Annotated in this window: 16 protein-coding genes; 2 read left to right on the forward strand and 14 right to left on the reverse strand. The window is 49.4% G+C overall.

The window, feature by feature from the left end:
- Positions 1–2 precede the first annotated feature (2 nt).
- The 6 genes from LLU09_RS05455 to spxA all read right to left on the reverse strand — a co-directional run bounded on the left by LLU09_RS05455 (position 3) and on the right by spxA (position 5,571).
- The gene (locus tag LLU09_RS05455) at positions 3–473 is read right to left on the reverse strand and encodes a cytochrome c oxidase subunit II (RefSeq protein WP_228310828.1); all 471 of its coding nucleotides are present in this window, start codon (positions 471–473) and stop codon (positions 3–5) included.
- A gap of 16 nt (positions 474–489) precedes the next feature.
- Positions 490–654 carry a hypothetical protein gene (locus tag LLU09_RS05460; protein ID WP_156964943.1) on the reverse strand — a complete coding sequence of 55 codons (165 nt, stop codon included), beginning with the start codon at positions 652–654 and terminating at the stop codon, positions 490–492.
- Positions 655–1,454: 800 nt separating this feature from the next.
- The gene (gene pepF / locus LLU09_RS05465) at positions 1,455–3,254 is read right to left on the reverse strand and encodes an oligoendopeptidase F (protein WP_228310830.1); all 1,800 of its coding nucleotides are present in this window, start codon (positions 3,252–3,254) and stop codon (positions 1,455–1,457) included.
- 68 nt (positions 3,255–3,322) lie between these two features.
- The gene (locus LLU09_RS05470) at positions 3,323–4,279 is read right to left on the reverse strand and encodes a competence protein CoiA (RefSeq protein ID WP_228310831.1); all 957 of its coding nucleotides are present in this window, start codon (positions 4,277–4,279) and stop codon (positions 3,323–3,325) included.
- Between the two features lie 66 nt (positions 4,280–4,345).
- On the reverse strand, positions 4,346–4,996 hold the full coding sequence (locus LLU09_RS05475; protein WP_040104980.1) for an adaptor protein MecA: 651 nt from the start codon (positions 4,994–4,996) through the stop codon (positions 4,346–4,348).
- A gap of 176 nt (positions 4,997–5,172) precedes the next feature.
- Positions 5,173–5,571: a transcriptional regulator SpxA gene (spxA, locus tag LLU09_RS05480; protein ID WP_040104981.1), complete on the reverse strand. Its 399-nt coding sequence runs from the start codon at positions 5,569–5,571 to the stop codon at positions 5,173–5,175.
- Between the two features lie 287 nt (positions 5,572–5,858).
- Here spxA and trpS point away from each other — a divergent pair, with 287 nt between their 5' ends.
- Positions 5,859–6,857: a tryptophan--tRNA ligase gene (gene trpS, locus LLU09_RS05485; protein ID WP_228310832.1), complete on the forward strand. Its 999-nt coding sequence runs from the start codon at positions 5,859–5,861 to the stop codon at positions 6,855–6,857.
- Positions 6,858–7,022: 165 nt separating this feature from the next.
- Here the strand turns inward: trpS and fabF are convergent, their stop codons facing one another.
- The 7 genes from fabF to LLU09_RS05520 form a co-directional block, all read right to left on the reverse strand.
- Positions 7,023–8,264, reverse strand: a complete 1,242-nt coding sequence (gene fabF / locus LLU09_RS05490; protein ID WP_228310833.1) for a beta-ketoacyl-ACP synthase II — start codon at positions 8,262–8,264, stop codon at positions 7,023–7,025.
- Positions 8,257–9,219: a beta-ketoacyl-ACP synthase III gene (locus LLU09_RS05495; protein WP_228310835.1), complete on the reverse strand. Its 963-nt coding sequence runs from the start codon at positions 9,217–9,219 to the stop codon at positions 8,257–8,259. The genes fabF and LLU09_RS05495 overlap by 8 nt, the downstream gene beginning before the upstream one ends.
- A gap of 112 nt (positions 9,220–9,331) precedes the next feature.
- A complete protein-coding gene (locus LLU09_RS05500; protein WP_228310836.1) occupies positions 9,332–11,212 on the reverse strand; it encodes an oligopeptide ABC transporter substrate-binding protein in 1,881 nt (626 codons plus the stop codon).
- Positions 11,213–11,509: 297 nt separating this feature from the next.
- Positions 11,510–12,634 carry an ABC transporter permease gene (locus tag LLU09_RS05505; protein WP_228310838.1) on the reverse strand — a complete coding sequence of 375 codons (1,125 nt, stop codon included), beginning with the start codon at positions 12,632–12,634 and terminating at the stop codon, positions 11,510–11,512.
- A 15-nt stretch (positions 12,635–12,649) separates the two neighbouring features.
- Positions 12,650–13,612: an oligopeptide ABC transporter permease gene (gene opp4B / locus LLU09_RS05510; protein ID WP_228310839.1), complete on the reverse strand. Its 963-nt coding sequence runs from the start codon at positions 13,610–13,612 to the stop codon at positions 12,650–12,652.
- Between the two features lie 7 nt (positions 13,613–13,619).
- The gene (locus LLU09_RS05515; RefSeq protein ID WP_228310840.1) at positions 13,620–14,549 is read right to left on the reverse strand and encodes an ATP-binding cassette domain-containing protein; all 930 of its coding nucleotides are present in this window, start codon (positions 14,547–14,549) and stop codon (positions 13,620–13,622) included.
- Entirely contained in the window at positions 14,546–15,595 is a 1,050-nt protein-coding gene (locus LLU09_RS05520) for an ABC transporter ATP-binding protein (RefSeq protein ID WP_228310843.1), read from the reverse strand. The genes LLU09_RS05515 and LLU09_RS05520 overlap by 4 nt, the downstream gene beginning before the upstream one ends.
- A gap of 491 nt (positions 15,596–16,086) precedes the next feature.
- Here LLU09_RS05520 and LLU09_RS05525 point away from each other — a divergent pair, with 491 nt between their 5' ends.
- The gene (locus LLU09_RS05525; RefSeq protein WP_228310844.1) at positions 16,087–16,284 is read left to right on the forward strand and encodes a YjzD family protein; all 198 of its coding nucleotides are present in this window, start codon (positions 16,087–16,089) and stop codon (positions 16,282–16,284) included.
- 72 nt (positions 16,285–16,356) lie between these two features.
- Here LLU09_RS05525 and LLU09_RS05530 read toward each other — a convergent pair whose 3' ends face one another.
- Positions 16,357–17,445, reverse strand: a complete 1,089-nt coding sequence (locus LLU09_RS05530; protein ID WP_228310845.1) for an NAD(P)H-dependent flavin oxidoreductase — start codon at positions 17,443–17,445, stop codon at positions 16,357–16,359.
- Between the last annotated feature and the right edge of the window lie 29 nt (positions 17,446–17,474).

Here is a 17,474-nt window from a genome sequence, read left to right on the forward strand (position 1 = left end):
GTCTATTCCTCCACCGTTATGGTCGCAGACATCATCTGGTGTCCGGTTCCACAGTATTCGTTGCATATCAGCAGAAACTCATCCGAGTCGTGGAAAGTCTGGGTGATGCGCTGGACCTGTCCCGGGACGACCATCGTGTTGAGGTTCGTATGCGGGGCATTGACGCCGTGGATGACATCCTTCGAAGTCATGATGAAGGTCACTTCCGCACCTTTCGGGACGGTGATTTCACTCGGTTCGAAGCTGAACGCCTGAAGCGTCATCACCACTTCATATTCATTCTCCCCTGTCTGGTAGACCCCTGGATTGTCGAACGGGGCGGTGTTCTCCACCTGGGTCGGGTCGATTGTCTCCTTGTGGCTTGGAGGCGCCATTCCCTGCGCGAATGCCTGATACCCTGTAATTGCCATCGAAATGACCAGCACAGCCACTCCGAATATGAGCCATATCTCTTCAAATCTATGCATTTTCATTTTCTTTCTCTCCCATCTAGAATCTCATCATATAGAACATCAACAGCAACAGTATGAATAAAATGATTGTGCCGCCTACGAAGACGACTGTAGAAAACAGCGTTCCCTTAAGAGATTCCAATTCCTCCTGCGAAGGCTGGTGTACTGTATTGTATGGCGGTTTCGTATATTTCCTTTTCATGCCGCTCTCCCCTTTCTCCTTGATTGATGTGTTTGAAATTTATCTTGATTTAATTATATATTTTAAATACATCTTTTAACGTGATGCATATCACGATGCCTCAAGTCGAATTTGTGACAATGGTGGATTTTGATGGGATATTTTGCAAGTTGATGTTTACTTCGCCGGTGTTGGCGTGGCGAGGGTGAATTGGAGGTTAACTCACCGTCGCAGGTGGAACGATGGCAAGTTGGACGCCTAACTCACCGTCGCGGGCGGAACGATGGCAAGTTGGACACCTAACTCACCGTCGCGGGCGGAACGATGGCAAGTTGGACGCCTAACTCACCGTCGCGGGCGGAACGATGGCAAGTTGGACGCCTAACTCACCGTCGCGGGCGGAACGATGGCAAGTTGGACGCCTAACTCACCGTCGCGGGCGGAACGATGGCAAGTTGGAGATCTAAACACAAAAAAGCGCGGCGATCCAATTCGGATCACCGCGCTGCAATAATTATATCCATGTTAAACCAATTCAAATAAAAAAAGCAGCACACCTTCTATAGTGTGCTGCTCAAACAAAGGGGATGGGAGAAATTTTTCACTGTTTTAACAAAGGGGTATGTTTCAGTGATAAAAATTTCATGTCTAGAATATACCACGGTTTAAGGTCTCAGACAATATTTTGAACGACTTTTCACAATATGGACATAATGAAAACGTATCCACATTATATCTTGTACATAAAATACATACATGTATAGTTTATTGCATAAACTAAAAGGTCCCCGACCTTAAAATAGATCGGGGACTGCCAGGCATTATACCTCCTGGAGCAGAGCTTCAAACTGATCGAGCTGTGCTTCGAATACCTTCATGGCATTCTCTATCGGTTCTGATGTCGTCATGTCGACACCGGCATTTTTGAGCACATTGATCGGATAATCGGATGATCCTTTTTTCAGGAATTCGTTGATATAGCGCTCTGCTGTCTCTTTGCCTTCTTCAAGTACCTGCTTGGACAGGCTGGCAGCCGCAGCATAGCCGGTGGAGTACTGGTAGACATAATAGTTCATGTAAAAGTGCGGGATGCGCGCCCACTCCACTTCGATATGCTCATCGTATTCGACCGCGTCACCGAAGTACTTGCGGTTGAGTTCTCCATACACTTCATTCAGCTTGCCGGCAGTGAGCGGTTCGCCGGCCTCCTTCATGGAGTGGATCTTATGCTCGAATTCGGCGAACATCGTCTGCCTGAAGACGGAGCCCCTGAATCCTTCGAGCTGCTCATTCAGCAGATAGAGCTTCTTCTTCGTATCTTCAAGATTTTTGAACATATAGTCGGCAAGCAAGGCTTCGTTGAAGTTGCTGGCGACTTCAGCGACGAAGATGGAATAGCCGGACATATTGGATGGCTGGTTCTGTCTGCTGTAGTAGCTGTGGACGCTGTGGCCGAATTCATGTGTCAGCGTGAACAGGTTGTTCACGTTGTCCTGCCAGTTCATGAGGATGAATGGATTCGTACCGTATGTGCCTGAGGAATAGGCGCCGCTCCGCTTGCCTTTATTCTCATACACATCAACCCAACGGTTCTCGAGTCCTTCCTTGATGATGTTCACATAAGTCTCGCCCATCGGCTCGAGTGATGCAAGCATCCATTCCTTCGCTTCCTCATAGCTCATTTCGAAATCGACATCTTTAACCATTGGTGTGTAGACATCATACATCTTGAGCTTGTCGAGGCCGAGCATCTTTCTGCGCAGTTCCGTATAGCGGTGCATCAGGTGCAGGTGATCGTTCACCGTCTTCACAAGGTTATCGTAGACTTCTTCGGGAATGAAGTTGTTGGACAGTGCCTGATGCCTCGCGGATTCATAGCCGCGCGCCTGAGCCTGGAATACATGCGTGCTGACGACGCCCTGAAGCGTCTGACTGAGCGTATTTTTGTATGCGCCATATGTGCTGTACAGATTTTCATATGCCGACTGCCTCAATTCACGGTCGCTGGATTTGAGGAGATCGATGTAGGTGCCCTGCGTCAGTGCATGTGCGTTGCCTTCGGAATCGACAGCATCAGGGAATTCAAGGTCGGCATTGTTGAACATGCCGAATGTGGAAGTCGGATTCGACATGACCTCCCCTGCCTGCGCCAGCAGCTTCTCTTCCTTGTCGCTGAGCACGTAGGCCCGCTTCCTGTTGAGCTTCTCAAGGTCGAAGGAGAACTCACTGAGGCGCGGATCCATACGCCACTCTTCGAGCGTCTCTTCATCGACCTTCATGACTTCCGGCACGAGGAAACTCCATGCAGTATTGAACTTCACCACGAGCGTGCGTGCCTTCGATTCGAGTGCGCTGTATTTGTCTTCCGATGTATCCTGATCATGCTTCAAGTGTGCATAGACGAACAGTCTGCCGATTTCCTCACTCAGTTCCCGTTCCGTCTCCAAAGCATCCGCAAGTGTTTCCAGTGAATCGATCTGTCCTTTGAAACGCTCCTCTTCCCCGAGACGCCCTTCCAACTCTTTATATTTTTCTTCGAATGCTTCATCCGATTCGAAGATGGTTTCAAGATCCCAAGTATTCTTCTCTTCCTGTTCCTGTCGCGTAATGACTTTTGCCATAATTACCCCTCCATTTTTCAGATGGTATAATTTTCTCAATATTCCTCATAAATTTCAAGTATCGAAGTTTATTGTGAAATATATAGCATTTTATAGGCGGCCAGAAGAGCCTTCAGCACTTCCTCTTTCGCGGGTGAAGTCTGCATTTCACGCATATGGATGAAGCGGCCGAACTGCTCTTTGTCGAACCTTCCCTTCTCCAGTGCATGCATGATATAGAGCTTCCATTCCAGCGGCGGATTCAGTATCCATCTTTCAGGCTCGACACTCATGCACAGATGCGGCGGCAGCTTCCCTGGGTCCAATGAAAGTTGGTAGAGGAATGTAAGTGTCGGATTCAGCCGGTTTTTCTGCTGGCGTTCCCGCTGTATCATACGCCTGATATCCCCCGCTCCGAGCTGGAGCGGAGCGACGGGTTCTGCGGGATGCGGACCAAGCAGGTCGTCGGGGGTGATTTCTTCGGTATGGTATGTCCACCGGTTGCCGCCCCTGTGATGTCTGAGATGCCATTTCATCAATCTTTTGTGAGTGTTCGAGTAGGTGAACAGTGCGGTGTTATAGAGCGTCGACATCTGAAAATGTGTGGGGCTGATGCATCCGTCCCCCTGTCTGATGGATGCTTCATCAAGCAGCCAGATGACATCCATTCCGATGGAATGGTAGCCCTTAGAGCGCTCGGTGATCAGTTCCGGGGAAATCGCCGAATACTGGATTTCAAGCGCCCGATTTCCAACCATCAAGTCAGGAATCTGCTCGATTTCCTGAAGGTAGTACTCCATCGAAACGTGATGCCGCCTGCTCAATGCCTGATAGAGGTCGTGCTTCGCCTCAAGATGTTCGAGAGACTCCTTTTTGTACAGGTAGCGGATGCAGTCGACGATCCTGTGATGGGAAAAGTGGGCCGTCTTGACATTGCCCGCCTTGAAAGTGACGGGTGCCTCACATACCGGGCAGAAGTATTTCACTCCTTTTCTTGCTTCATCTGCTGTGATTCTTGTGCCATTCGTGTCAGTTGCTGTGAACATAAAAAAACCTCCTCTTCTATATATGGAAGAAAAGGGGGTTTTTGATTTATTTTCGCTTCAAGTAAATTATTTTTCTTTAAAAAATCTTCTTACCCGGGCTCTGACGTTGATGCTCATGATAATTTGACCATATTCTTCAACCACCATGCTGGATATTTCTGCTGGAGAACTGTATTCGAGAAGTTTCGCTTCGATGCGCTCCATATCCATGTAATCCATGCGGTAGTCGAAGAAAATCTGATAGTAGTAGCTTCCTTCGTGGACGATGAGCAGATCTTCGTACTGCGTTTCATCGACTTCCACTTCATGGGTGTATTTTATGAGGTCCTCGAAATCATTGAATTTCACCATGACCGGCTCTTTCGTCACTGGCGCAATTTCTTCCTTGTCTCCGGAAATGCTTTCAAGGAACTGTTCTACATCATTATTATTCATATCCATAGGCGTCTGCTCCGTTGAGAATGGTTTATCATCCTGAGATTTGGAAACCACCACTTCAATCCCTTTGTCATAGGCATGCACTTGGATCCATAGCGGCCCTTCCATTGAGAAATCTTCTTCATGCTCGTGGTTCACTTCGTCCATGATGGACCAGAAGAACTCTTCACCACGCTTCCGGTTCATCCATAGGTCTTCTCTATCAAATCCGCGATTCTCGATGTCCTGGTAGGTAATGAAAAACTTGATCGTCGAGTCGTCAATTCTTTCAATCCTCATACTTCTCACTCCTCTCCTTCAAGTATGCTCCTTATCTATATTATACCTTATTCTTATGGGGTAAAACCAGTTTTGGAATTGTCATGTCATTATACGCCAAAATACCCGCAGACATCAAGTAATCTGCGGGCATCTCAATCGTAAGTATTATATCAGTTATTTTTGGGGAAACACACTTATAGTTCAGCGAGGCGCTTTGCTTCCATCAGATGGAAAGTCCTCACCTTACGAGGCAGGAAACGACGGATTTCATCTTCGTTGTAGCCAACTTGAAGACGTTTTTCATCCATGATGATCGGCCTTCTGAGAAGACCAGGATTCTCCATGATCAATGTGTAAAGTTCCTGCATTGGCAAGCTATCGATATCTACATTAAGTTTCTGGAAAGTCTTGGATCTTGTAGAAATAATTTCGTCTGTGCCATCTTCAGTCATTCTGAGGATGGACTTCACTTCGTCCAATGTAAGTGGTTCAGAGAATATATTTCTTTCATTATAAGGAATTTCATGTTCTTGTAACCATGCTTTCGCTTTACGGCATGATGTGCAGCTTGGAGAAGTAAAAAGTGTTACCATACAACTCACACTCCAATTTTAAAAAGATTTGTAACAACAATCTATACCCGATTTATCTCCATTATAAACATATTTCATATAACTTTGATAAATTGATGTATAAACTTTATTTACACTATGTAGTATACAGAATGAACATTAAAATAAAATGAGAATCATGTAATAATCTAACAAATTTTTAGAAAAATTATGGTTAGATTAAATTTCAACATCACCGTGTCCATATTGCAAGCGGCCCGGAAGTTTATTATCATGTATATAATGACTAACTTAAAGGTGATTACGACATGAAAACATTATTCTCAGGAGTACAACCAAGCGGCATCCCCACTATCGGAAACTATATCGGGGCATACAAACAGTTTGTGGAGATGCAGGAGGAATATGATTCCTATTTCTGCATTGTGGACCAGCATGCGATAACCGTTCCGCAGGACCGACTCAAACTCAGGGACAATACAAAGAAACTCGCAGCCATCTATCTTGCCTCGGGGCTCGATCCGGAAAAGATCACCCTCTTCATCCAAAGTGAAGTGGCGGCACATGCGAAAGCAGCGTGGATGATGCAGTGTGTAGGATATATCGGGGAGCTTGAGCGCATGACCCAATATAAGGATAAGGCACGCAAGCAGAACCAGCGCGACGGCATCAGCGTCGGTTTGTTGACATACCCATCCCTCATGGCTGCCGACATCCTCATCTACAGCGCCGATGTCGTGCCTGTCGGAGAAGACCAGGGACAGCACCTTGAATTGACCCGCGACCTGGCAGAACGCTTCAACTCGAAATACAACGACATCCTTACAGTATCTGAAGTCAAGCACCCGGAAGTCGGCGGACGCATCATGAGCCTGAACGATCCGATGAAGAAGATGTCGAAGAGTGACGACAACCAGAAGGGCTTCATCTCACTTCTTGATGATCCGAAAGCCGCGGCCAAGAAGATCCGAAGCGCCGTAACGGACTCGGGCAGCGAAATCAAGTACGACAAGGAAGAGAAGCCCGGAGTTTCAAACCTGCTGACGATCTATTCTTCCCTGACTTCAAAGAGCATCAAAGATCTCGAGAAGGAATACGAAGGCAGCAACTACGGCACATTCAAATCCGACCTCGGAGAAGTTGTTGAACAGTTCCTGATCGAATTCCAGGATAAAGTGAACCACTACCTGGAAAGCGGTGAGTTGGATGACATTCTTGACGAAGGCGCCATGAAAGCATCACGCAAGGCCGATAAGATGGTCGAAAAGATGGAACGTGCAATGGGACTCGGCAGAAAACGCAGATAAATTTCATATTACGGCGGACAGGCAGCTGCCTGTCCGTTTTTTGTTACCTGTGAAGGCTCTGTGACCCCCAATTCACAGTCGCAGGCGTTCCGACTGCGAATAGAACCCCCCAGAACAGCAGAAAGCCTGCCTTCCACACGGGAAGGCAGGCTTCATCTATATAATCTATTCTTCGTATTTCTTGAATACAAGGCTTGCGTTATGTCCACCGAAACCGAAGCTGTTTGATATTGCATATCGGAGATCCGCTTCCACTGCACCTTCTGTGACATAGTTCAAGTCGCATTCAGGATCCGGATTGTCCAGGTTGATCGTCGGGTGCACCTTGCCGTCCCGGAGGCTCAATACGGTGATGATGGCTTCCATGCCACCGGTACCGCCGAGCAGGTGTCCTGTCATCGATTTCGTGGAGTTGACGAGCAGGTTGTAGGCATGGTCTTTGAAGACGTTGCGGATGGCCATCGTTTCAAACAGGTCATTATACTGTGTACTTGTTCCATGTCCATTCACATAGCCGATTTCGTTCGGGTCGATGCCCGCATCCTTCATCGCTTCGATCATCGCGCGTGCACCTCCCTCGCCTTCTTCAGCCGGGGCTGTGATGTGGTGTGCATCGCCTGTAGTGCCATAGCCGACCACTTCACCATATATCTTTGCACCGCGTGCTTTAGCATGCTCAAGTTCTTCAAGCATGACGATGCCTGCACCTTCCCCAATGACGAATCCATCCCTGTCTTTGGAGTATGGGCGGGATGCCTTGTTCGGGTCATCAGATGTGGTCAGGGCCTTGTTGGCCTGGAAGCCTGCAACCCCCATCCGTGTGATCGGGGCCTCTGTTCCGCCCGTCACCATGGCATCGGCCTGGCCGCGCTCTATGAATTTGAATGCTTCACCGATGGAATTCGTACCTGTCGCGCAGGCAGTGACCGTAGCACCGTTCGGCCCTTTCAATCCATGCTTGATGGAGACCTGGCCGCTTGCCATGTCCGGAATCATCATTGGAACGAAGAAAGGACTCACACGGCGTGGTCCGCGTTCATAGAGCACTTTGAAACCATCTTCAAGGGCCTGTATACCACCGATTCCGGAACCTATCCACACACCGATCCGTTCACGGTTGTCATCGGTGATTTCAATCCCACTGTCTTTCACAGCTTCATCGGAAGCCACCATCGCATATTGCGTAAAGCGGTCCATACGGCGCGCTTCCTTCTTGTCCATGTAGTCTTCAATATTGAAGTCCTTGAGCTCTCCCGCAACATGAACATTGTATTCACTGTTGTCGATGCGGGTGATCTTATCGATACCATTTACTCCCTTGAGGGCATTCTCCCAGGTCTCAGGTGCAGAATTGCCAATTGGCGTCAACGCACCGATACCCGTTACAACTACTCTTCTCTTATCCATGAGTTTCCTCCTTATTGTCTCCCCATGTCAGGCATATTGCCCCCCATGTCAGGCCGCCACCAAAGCCGACCAGAACGAGGGTGTCTCCTGACTTTATTCTACCATTTTTAACTTCGTAATGGATACTTAACGGTATTGACGCAGCCGAAGTATTGCCATACCTGTCAACGGTGACACTCATGCGGTCCTCAGGCAGGCCCATGCGTTCGCGTGCTGCATTCATGATGCGGATGTTCGCCTGATGCGGCACCAGCATATCGATGTCTTCCTTGGAGAGGCCAGCCTTCTCGGTCACATGGACACTGGACTCGCCCATCTGCCTGACGGCAAACTTGTAGACTTCCCGGCCATTCATCCTGATGTTGCCGTCCTCTTCATCGTCATACAGATACGGGCCGCCATTTCCATTGCTGCCGAGCTCGAACGAATGCATTCCGTGTCCATCCGCCACTTCTCCCATGACAACTGCGCCGGCGCCATCACCAAACAGGACAGCTGTGGAGCGATCGTCAAAATCGGTGATTTTGGACAGCTTGTCTGCACCGACCACCAGAACATGATCATATGTCCCCGTCTGGATGAACTGCTGTGCTGTGACCATGCCATAAATGAAGCCCGTGCATGCTGCAAGCTGATCCATCGATGGCACTGACCTCAGTCCAAGTCGTTTCTGGAGCATGGTTGCCACAGTCGGGAATTGATGATCGCCTGTCGAAGTCGCCACGATGACCAGATCGATGTCCTCCGGGGTGACGCCTGAGTTCTCCAGCGCCTCCTTCGCCGCTTCGTAGGCCATATCACTCGTATCCATGTTTTCGGCAAAACGTCGCTCTTTGATGCCCGTCATCTCTGTAATCCATTCGTCGGAAGTATCAAGTATCTTTTCAAAGTCATGGTTGGTAAATACCTTTTCCGGTACATAGGTACCCAGACCCAGAACGCCTACATTTTTCATTTGACCACACCTTATAATCTCATATTATCACTAGGTACTAATTTATCACATTTGAGAATGTCATACAACAAAAAAAGCATCCATGCCAAGCATGGATGCTTCATGTTTCAGCTTATTCAGTTTCCGTTACGCCCCAGTTGTAAGGGAGTGTTTCTTCATTGTAGCCGAGTTCGATGCTGTAGTTTGCGACTCTTTCATTTACAGGTACAACATAAGATCTGTAAAGTGTCGGTACTACCGGCATTTCCTCAACCATAAGCGCCTGCCATTCGTTGTAGATTTCCTGTCTCTGCTCTACATCGAATGCATCCGGAGAGTTACCCTCTTCCATCAGCTGTGTGCTTTCTTCAGTCTCATAGCGTGGGTAGTTGAATGGTACATCCGGACCGTAGAGTCCGTATGGATCCACATCGGAACCGACGCCCCATGCACCCTGGTAGATGTCCACTTCAGGATCGTCGTTTTCAACCATATCGTAGAATGTGTTGAATTCGATCAGGCGGCCGTTTGTAAGCTGTACATTCAGGCCGATATCTTTCCAGGATTGGATGTAGTAGTTTGCCAGTGGTTCTGCAGTGTCGCCGCCGGACATGGAAGCAAAGTTGATTTCAAGCGGTTCGCCATCCGGTGTTTCACGGAAGCCGTCGCCATCAGTATCTTCGTATCCTGCTTCATCAAGGATCTGATTCGCCTGCTCTGGATCGTATTCAGGCACCTCCAGGCTGTCATCATGCCAGTTTGCATGGTAAGGCGTGATCAGGGATGTCGCTTTCCAGCGGAGTCCATTGTAGAAACGCTCTCCGACTGCATCGTTGTCCATCGCATGCCACATTGCACGACGGAGTTCCTTGTCGCCCATCTTCATTTCTTCCGGCTTGTAGTCTACACGTCCTTCGTCTTCGTTCCACTCACCCAGTTTGAAACCGATGTAAGTGTATGCACCCTCGATGTTTGCGAGCCATTCCACGCCTTCCATTCCCTCAACATCAGGATACTGGTCGGTCGGGAAGTTGATTGCAACATCGACTTCTCCTGTTTCCAGAGCATTCGCTATGGAAGACGGAGATACGACAGTCAGTTCGACACCGTCAAGGTTCGGTTCGCCTCTCCAGTAGTCTTCGTACTTGGACATTACAACCGCTTCACCCGGAGTGATGGAATCCACTTTGTATGGTCCCATTCCAAGCGGGTTTTCGCGAGTCTGTGGCGCTTCAGCCATATCTGCGATCTCTACCCCTTCATAGTGGTGCTCAGGCATTGCGTATGCCCAGAATCCACCGGCAGTGAGGGATGGTGCCAATTCAGTGTAAGTAAACGTAGCAGTGTACTCATCTTCCACTTCGATGCCGGAAATTTCTTCTGCATCTCCAGATTTGTACTCGTCATAGCCTTCGATCAGAGTGAATCCGTCAGTCGCGCCACGGATACCCGGGTATTCCGGATGTCCGATGACTTCGTATGAATAGACATAGTCATCGATTGTGACAGGTTCACCATCGTGCCAAGTGACACCTTCCTGCATAGTGAATGTAACTGTGTTATCATCTTCATTCACCTCATAGGTCATGGCGCCATCATTCGTGTACTGGAAGTCTTCATCCATTGACATCAGCGGCTCATCGAAGAGGCTGATGACCTCGAAGTCAGGGTTCCCCTGGTAAAGGTTGAAGTTCAATGTACCCTCGAATGGCGTGTCTGAAGTCAGACCTACATTAAGTGTACCTTCTCCGCTCGCTTCACCATCGTTTGATACGGTCTGGTTGAAGTCTTCATAGTTGTATACATCGCCTGAAGCTGAATCCTCGGACCCTTCCTCGGACCCTTCTTCAGTTTCCTCTTCTGAACCTTCTTCTGTTGATTCTTCAGACCCTGTGTCGCCAGAGCCCTCTTCTTCTGACGTCTCTTCTGATGAGCCCCCGCCACATGCAGCCAATGCCAATACCATGATCAGCATCGTAAGAAACATCAGTTTCGACCAAGAATATTTCCCCATCATATTTCCTCCCTATAATTTAGAATATAACTGATATATATACTTAGTTCAGCTGAAACTGAAACTTAGTACCATAATATGGTTAAAACCGTCTTTGGATTTTAATGCGTATGTAACTCCATCTACGCATAATGTTATCACAATTGTCTGAAATATCAATGTCTTGTTAAGAATAAATTTCAATATATGTGTATTATAACACTCTATTGTTAATTTTTTGTAAACATCAGCAGTTTCATAGAAAGCGCTTCCATTCCATTTCATTTATAAGGTTCCATTTCACTGGAACCTTGTAGATTATGCCTGTCTCTGTCTTGCATCTCCGGCACGTCTCATCGCTTCCCCGATGTTCCGTACACACAGCATGAGCACGAGGATCATGATTGCTGCCGGCACCCAGATCCACGGTCTATGCTGGAGCGTCTGGGAATTCGTGGCGTAGGCCATCAGCGTACCGAGGGAAGGATAGTCTTCCGGGAAACCGAAGCCAATGAATGACAGCCCGGATTCGATGCCGATGTTCGCCGCAAGCGACAGCGTACCGTTGACGATGATGATGCCGACCAGGTTCGGCATGAGTTGCGTGAATACGATCTTTCCATGCGAACTGCCCAGGGTTTTGGAAGCGCTGATGTAGTCGAGCTCCCGCTCCTGGATGGCAAGGGACCGCACGAGGCGGGCGGTACCCGTCCACAGGAATGCCGCCATCATGAACGAGAATGTGAAGATGTCGTAGGATGGTGAGATCGTAACGAAGACGATGACGATCATCAGGAATGGCAGTACCATGAAGAAGTCCACGATACGCATCATGATGTTGTCGATCTGACCGCCGAAGTAGCCGGAAACGACCCCGTATACGACACCAAAACCGACACTCATGATCGTTACGAGCATACCAATCGCGAGGGAGTTCCTCGTACCGATGATCAGCTGGCCAAAGATGTCACGTCCGCCATAATCGGTACCCAGTCTGAACGTCTCATCAGGTGGCTGGTTGATGGCAAACAGGTCGACCATGACGATCTGCTCCCTGTTGAGGAACATCGTCAGCCCGAATACATAGGCTGTAATGATCGTGAACAGTATGAGTGAAAATAGTGCAAGCTTGTCTGCTATCACTTCCTGGATGATGATCCGCCATCCCGGAGTACTCCTCGGCAGATTCTTGGAATCGAGCGCGCCATGGCCCGCAGCCCCGTGAGGCAGGTCTGCCTTAACGGTCATGTCCATATCGCCCTTTTCGTAGGTATGGTCATCATCCGTGCGTGCTTCGAACGGGTCCCCATTTCTCGGCTTGTCATCACTTTCCGTATTGCGTCGATCCAGTTCCTGCTGACGGAGACGCGCTTTGTCTTTATTTGCATCTTCTTCCGGACGCCCGGCGCCGGAATTCTGATTGAAATCATTTCTATTGCCCACTTTATACGCTCCCTCCTATTTGATGCGGATCCTAGGATCTACGATACTGAGAATGATGTCCGATATCAGTGCACCGAGAATGGCCAGGAATCCATAGAATAGGATGAGCACATTCGCTACACTGAAATCGCGTGTTGAAATGGAATCCAGGAACAGGCGGCCCATGCCCGGATAGCTGTAGATCATCTCTATGAAGATGGAGCCACCGAGCAGTGCAGTGATCTCATAGCCGAAGAATGCTGCAATCGGCAGGATCGAGTTTCTGAATACATGCCTGTTGTAGACGGCGGACTCCTTGACACCCTTGGCACGTGCCAAAATGATGAAGTCCTTCTGTTTCGTCTCGATGATGCCGCTCCTCAAATACTGCACTGTCCCTACCAGCCCGATCAGGGCGATGGCGAAACTCGGCAGGACAAGGTGGTTTATCTTGCTGAGGATATAGTCGATGCTGCCCGGCTCAAGTCCCGGTGCGACGGAGCCGCCTGTCGGGAACCAGCCCAGGTTGTAGCCGAATACCCACAGTATGACGAGTCCGAAAATGAACTGCGGCGTTGCAAAACCGAGATATGTATATCCAGTGATTGCATTATCGAGCAGTGAGTCGTTGTAGCGTCCGGATACGAGGCCGAGCGGCAGTCCGAGCAGGTAGATCAGCACTGTTGAGAACAGCGACAACCATACCGTGTTCATCAGGCGGTCTCCAATCACGTCCATTACCGGACGCTGGTGGAAGATCGATGTCCCAAAGTCGCCCTGGAACATTGCGAAGATCCAATCCCTGTACTGTATGTACCATGGATTGTTCAGACCGAGCGCTTCCCTTCTGGCCTCGATGGCCTCCCTCGGAATGTTCGGATCGATCAGTCCGGACAGTGCATCGCCCGGCATCATCGATCCCATTATGAATACGAGCACGCTCAAAATGACGAGCTGTGGAAATGTGATCAGGAGTCTTCTTATTGTAAATTTCAGCATATGTTCATCAACCTTTCACCGGCAACGCCACTCTGTGCGTCTCCGTAATGGATTGCAGCGGGAAAGCCCTGCCCTCTTCATCAAGATGGTCGGCGAAATTCCGGTCGTACTCTTCCTTGACCATCTTCCTGAATGCAAGGTTGGCTTCTATTTCATCCACATCCGTATCGGGAATCGCTGCAATCAGCCGCTTCGTATAGATATGCTGTGGGTTCTTGAAGATCTCTTCCGTCTTCCCCTCTTCAACAAGCCGGCCCTGATACATGATGCCGATATGCCGGCACATGTGCCGGACGACACCAAGGTCATGGGCGATGAACATCATCGTAAGGTTCATATCCTGCTGGATGTCCTGCATGAAGTTGAGCACCTGCGCCTGTACAGACACATCGAGGGCCGATACCGGCTCATCCGCGATGATCAGCTTCGGGTTCAGAGCAATCGCCCTGGCCACACCAATCCGCTGGCGCTGACCACCCGAGAACTCATGCGGATACTTATAGAGGGAGCCCGGCGGCAGACCGACACGCTGAAGCAGCCCCAGTACTTCGGGAACAAGTTCGTTCCTCGGCTTCTTATTGTAGTTCCTGATCGGTTCAGCGACGATGTCGAATACGCGCTTCCTTGGGTTGAGCGAGGAATACGGATCCTGGAAGATCATCTGGATATCATCCCTGACATCGACCTTCTTCCCCTTGCTGTTGAGCTTCTGACCTTCAAAATATATTTCGCCATCAGTGACATGGTTCAGTCCCATGACTGCTTTTCCAGTCGTGGTCTTTCCCGAACCCGATTCTCCCACAAGGCCGTAGGTCGTACCCTCAGGGATGCTGATGCTGACCCCATCCACCGCCTTGACATGATCCTTGACCGTGTTGAAGAAGCCGCCCTTTATCGGGTAGTGGACTTTAAGATCTTTGATTTCCAATAGATTCATCGTGCACTTCCCCCCCGGGCTCCTGTTTCAATCTGGTATTCCTCTGCATCGATATTCTGGGTGGTCCCGCCTTCCAGGGAGAAATTCTTGTAGCAGGTGCAACGTACATGATGCCCTTCTGAAATTTCCCTGAGCTGTGGGTTGTGCTCATGCGCATCGGCCGGCACCCATGGGATCCGTGGTGCGAAACGGCATCCTGTACGGTCCATCTTGTTCAATGCCGGCACCACACCCTGGATGACATGAAGCTTATTGCCGAGCATGGATTCGGTCGGCAATGAATTCAGAAGCGAGCGTGTATAAGGATGCTGTGGATTCTTGAAGAGCTCCCGTACCGGCGCCACTTCGACGATCTGGCCGGCGTACATGACGGCCACCCGGTCGGCCATCTCAGCAACGACGCCAAGGTCGTGTGTAATCAGGAGGACGCCTGAATTCAGGTCATCCTGAAGTTCGCGGATCAGGTCGAGGATCTGGGCCTGTATCGTCACATCCAGTGCCGTCGTCGGTTCATCTGCGATGAGCAGCTTTGGACGGTTGGCGATCGCGATGGCGATGACGACACGCTGGCGCATGCCTCCGGAAAGTTCATGTGGGTAGGCTTCCGCTACACGTTCAGGACGCGGTATGCCGACGCGGTCCAGCAATTCGACAGCGTAGGACTCCCGTTCATTTTTCGATTTCGTGTTATGTATCTTGAGTGTTTCAATAATCTGCTGCTTTATCTTCATCAGTGGATTGAGCGCCGTCATCGGATCCTGGAAAATCATCGCCAGGTCGCCTCCACGGATCTTATTCATCTTGCCTTCATTCAGTTTCAGGAGGTCCCGTCCCTGAAAGTTTACTTCTCCTTCAATGCGGGCTTTCCTATGCAGCCCCATCAGTGAGAAGGCTGTAGCACTTTTCCCAGAGCCCGACTCTCCCACGAGCGCCAGCACTTCATTCGGCTGTATGCTGAAAGAGACATCATCCACGGCCGGGAAGTACTCGCTTCCAATCTTGAAGGAAGTCGTCAGGTTGTTCACTTCCAGAAGCTTATCAGTCATTTGATTTCACCTATTCTTTCCCCTTTTATACATGATCGATTGTTCCAATACGATATATTCTGCACCCTTGCAGTCGACGCCTGGAATATGCATTGATGAATGGAAGATGGATGCCTTCCTTTCAAAACGTATCGCCCACCGAGGGATTCGGAGGAGCTGCGAAAGCTTGCAGCCGGCATATTCCATTGATTTCGTCTCCATATATTGTAAGGTCACAGGTAATAATTTGCAACATTCATTTTTTGAATTGCAACAATATTTAAGCATTTACAGGAACTAAATATACACTAGTGAATAAATGTTTTCAACTCATTTTCCATATATTTAAGCCCTTTATTGAAAACGTTTACATTTTATTATTATCGTGACCGGCTTCCGAAGCCATTATGTGAAAAAATTATTTTTGTAGCCTTGTGTCGAGATTACCACTATACATGGAAATCGTTTTAGGTTATCATTAATTTATATAATTATGTAGTGGAGGCAGGACCATGAAATATATCATCAGTTTCATCTGGGCACTCATGCTGACTCAAATGGTCAACTTCGTTTTGAACAGCCTTGGCGGCGGCGGACCGCTCAACATCTGGAGCGGTGTACTCCTTGCAGTACTTGTCACACTGACAATCATCGTTCTGGACTTCATGCTGAAGCCGGACAAGACGAACGAAGCACAGCATAACCATTGATTACAGAAAAGACTCACCACAATGTGGTGAGTCTTTTTTCATTATGTTCGGGCTGCCCTTAGCACATGCCCGTCATACTTCCACCCCGAACGTCCTCGTTTCTATGACTAGCTGCCGGACCAGTTCGCCGGCAGACATGGTGCGGGCCATGCCCTTCCCCTGGCCGGCAAGGAGCATGGCATATTCTGTGCTGCCTGCAGCCTTCGAAGCATCCTGGACCGGCTGGGTCAGGCGCCTCTGGACTGGATAGTCGACCATGCTCTTCGTATGTTCGGCCATATCCCTGATGAAAGTATTCTGGATCGCCCGTGCAGCACGACCAGTAAATACTTTCGTCAAGACGGATGGTATATGCCGATTTTCACTCAGCGCATTCTTATGTACCAGATGCGCCCCGCTTTCTTCAGTAGAGATGAAGGCCGTACCCAACTGGACACCTGCTGCACCGAGGATTCTTGCAGCCGCAACACCGCGTCCATCCATGATGCCGCCTGCAGCGATGACCGGAATGGACAGCTGGTCTGCCGCTTCAGGAATCAGGCTCATGAGGCCCACGAGACTGTCGTCCACCGGATTGAGGAATGTCCCCCGGTGGCCGCCTGCTTCTGCCCCCTGAAGCACAACAGCATCGAATCCGGCCCGTTCGATCGCTTCAGCTTCCTCCACTGTCGTTGCTGTACCGAGCAGGATCGTCCCGGCCTCTTTCAGCCGTTCGATGTGATGACTTTCCGGGATGCCGAAAATGAAGGAGCATACAGGCACCTTCTCCTCCACAATGACATCGAGCTGGGCATCGAACTTCACTTTGATGTCCTTCATATCCGGCGGTATGAAAGTTTCCTGCTCCAGCCCAAAGTGGTCATACACCGGCCTCAGCTTTTCATAGGCACCGGCAATATTCTCTTCAGTGACTTTGAAGTTCCATGGGACGAACAGGTTGGCACCGAAGGCGCCATCGTTCCTCTTCTTCAGTTCATGAATCGTTTTACGCAATGCTTCCGGATCCATGCCGCCTGCACCGATCATGCCGAGTCCCCCGGCCCGGGAGACGGCACTGACCAGTTCTTCGGTCGTTATGCCGCCTGCCATAGGCGCCTGTATGATTGCATGCTCCACCCCGAGCAGTTCCTTGAGCATACTGTTGCCTCGTGATGTATCCACTTGCCCTACCCCCTTGACGTTACTTCCAT

The organism is Salinicoccus sp. RF5 (genome assembly GCF_020786625.1).
GTDB lineage: Bacteria > Bacillota > Bacilli > Staphylococcales > Salinicoccaceae > Salinicoccus.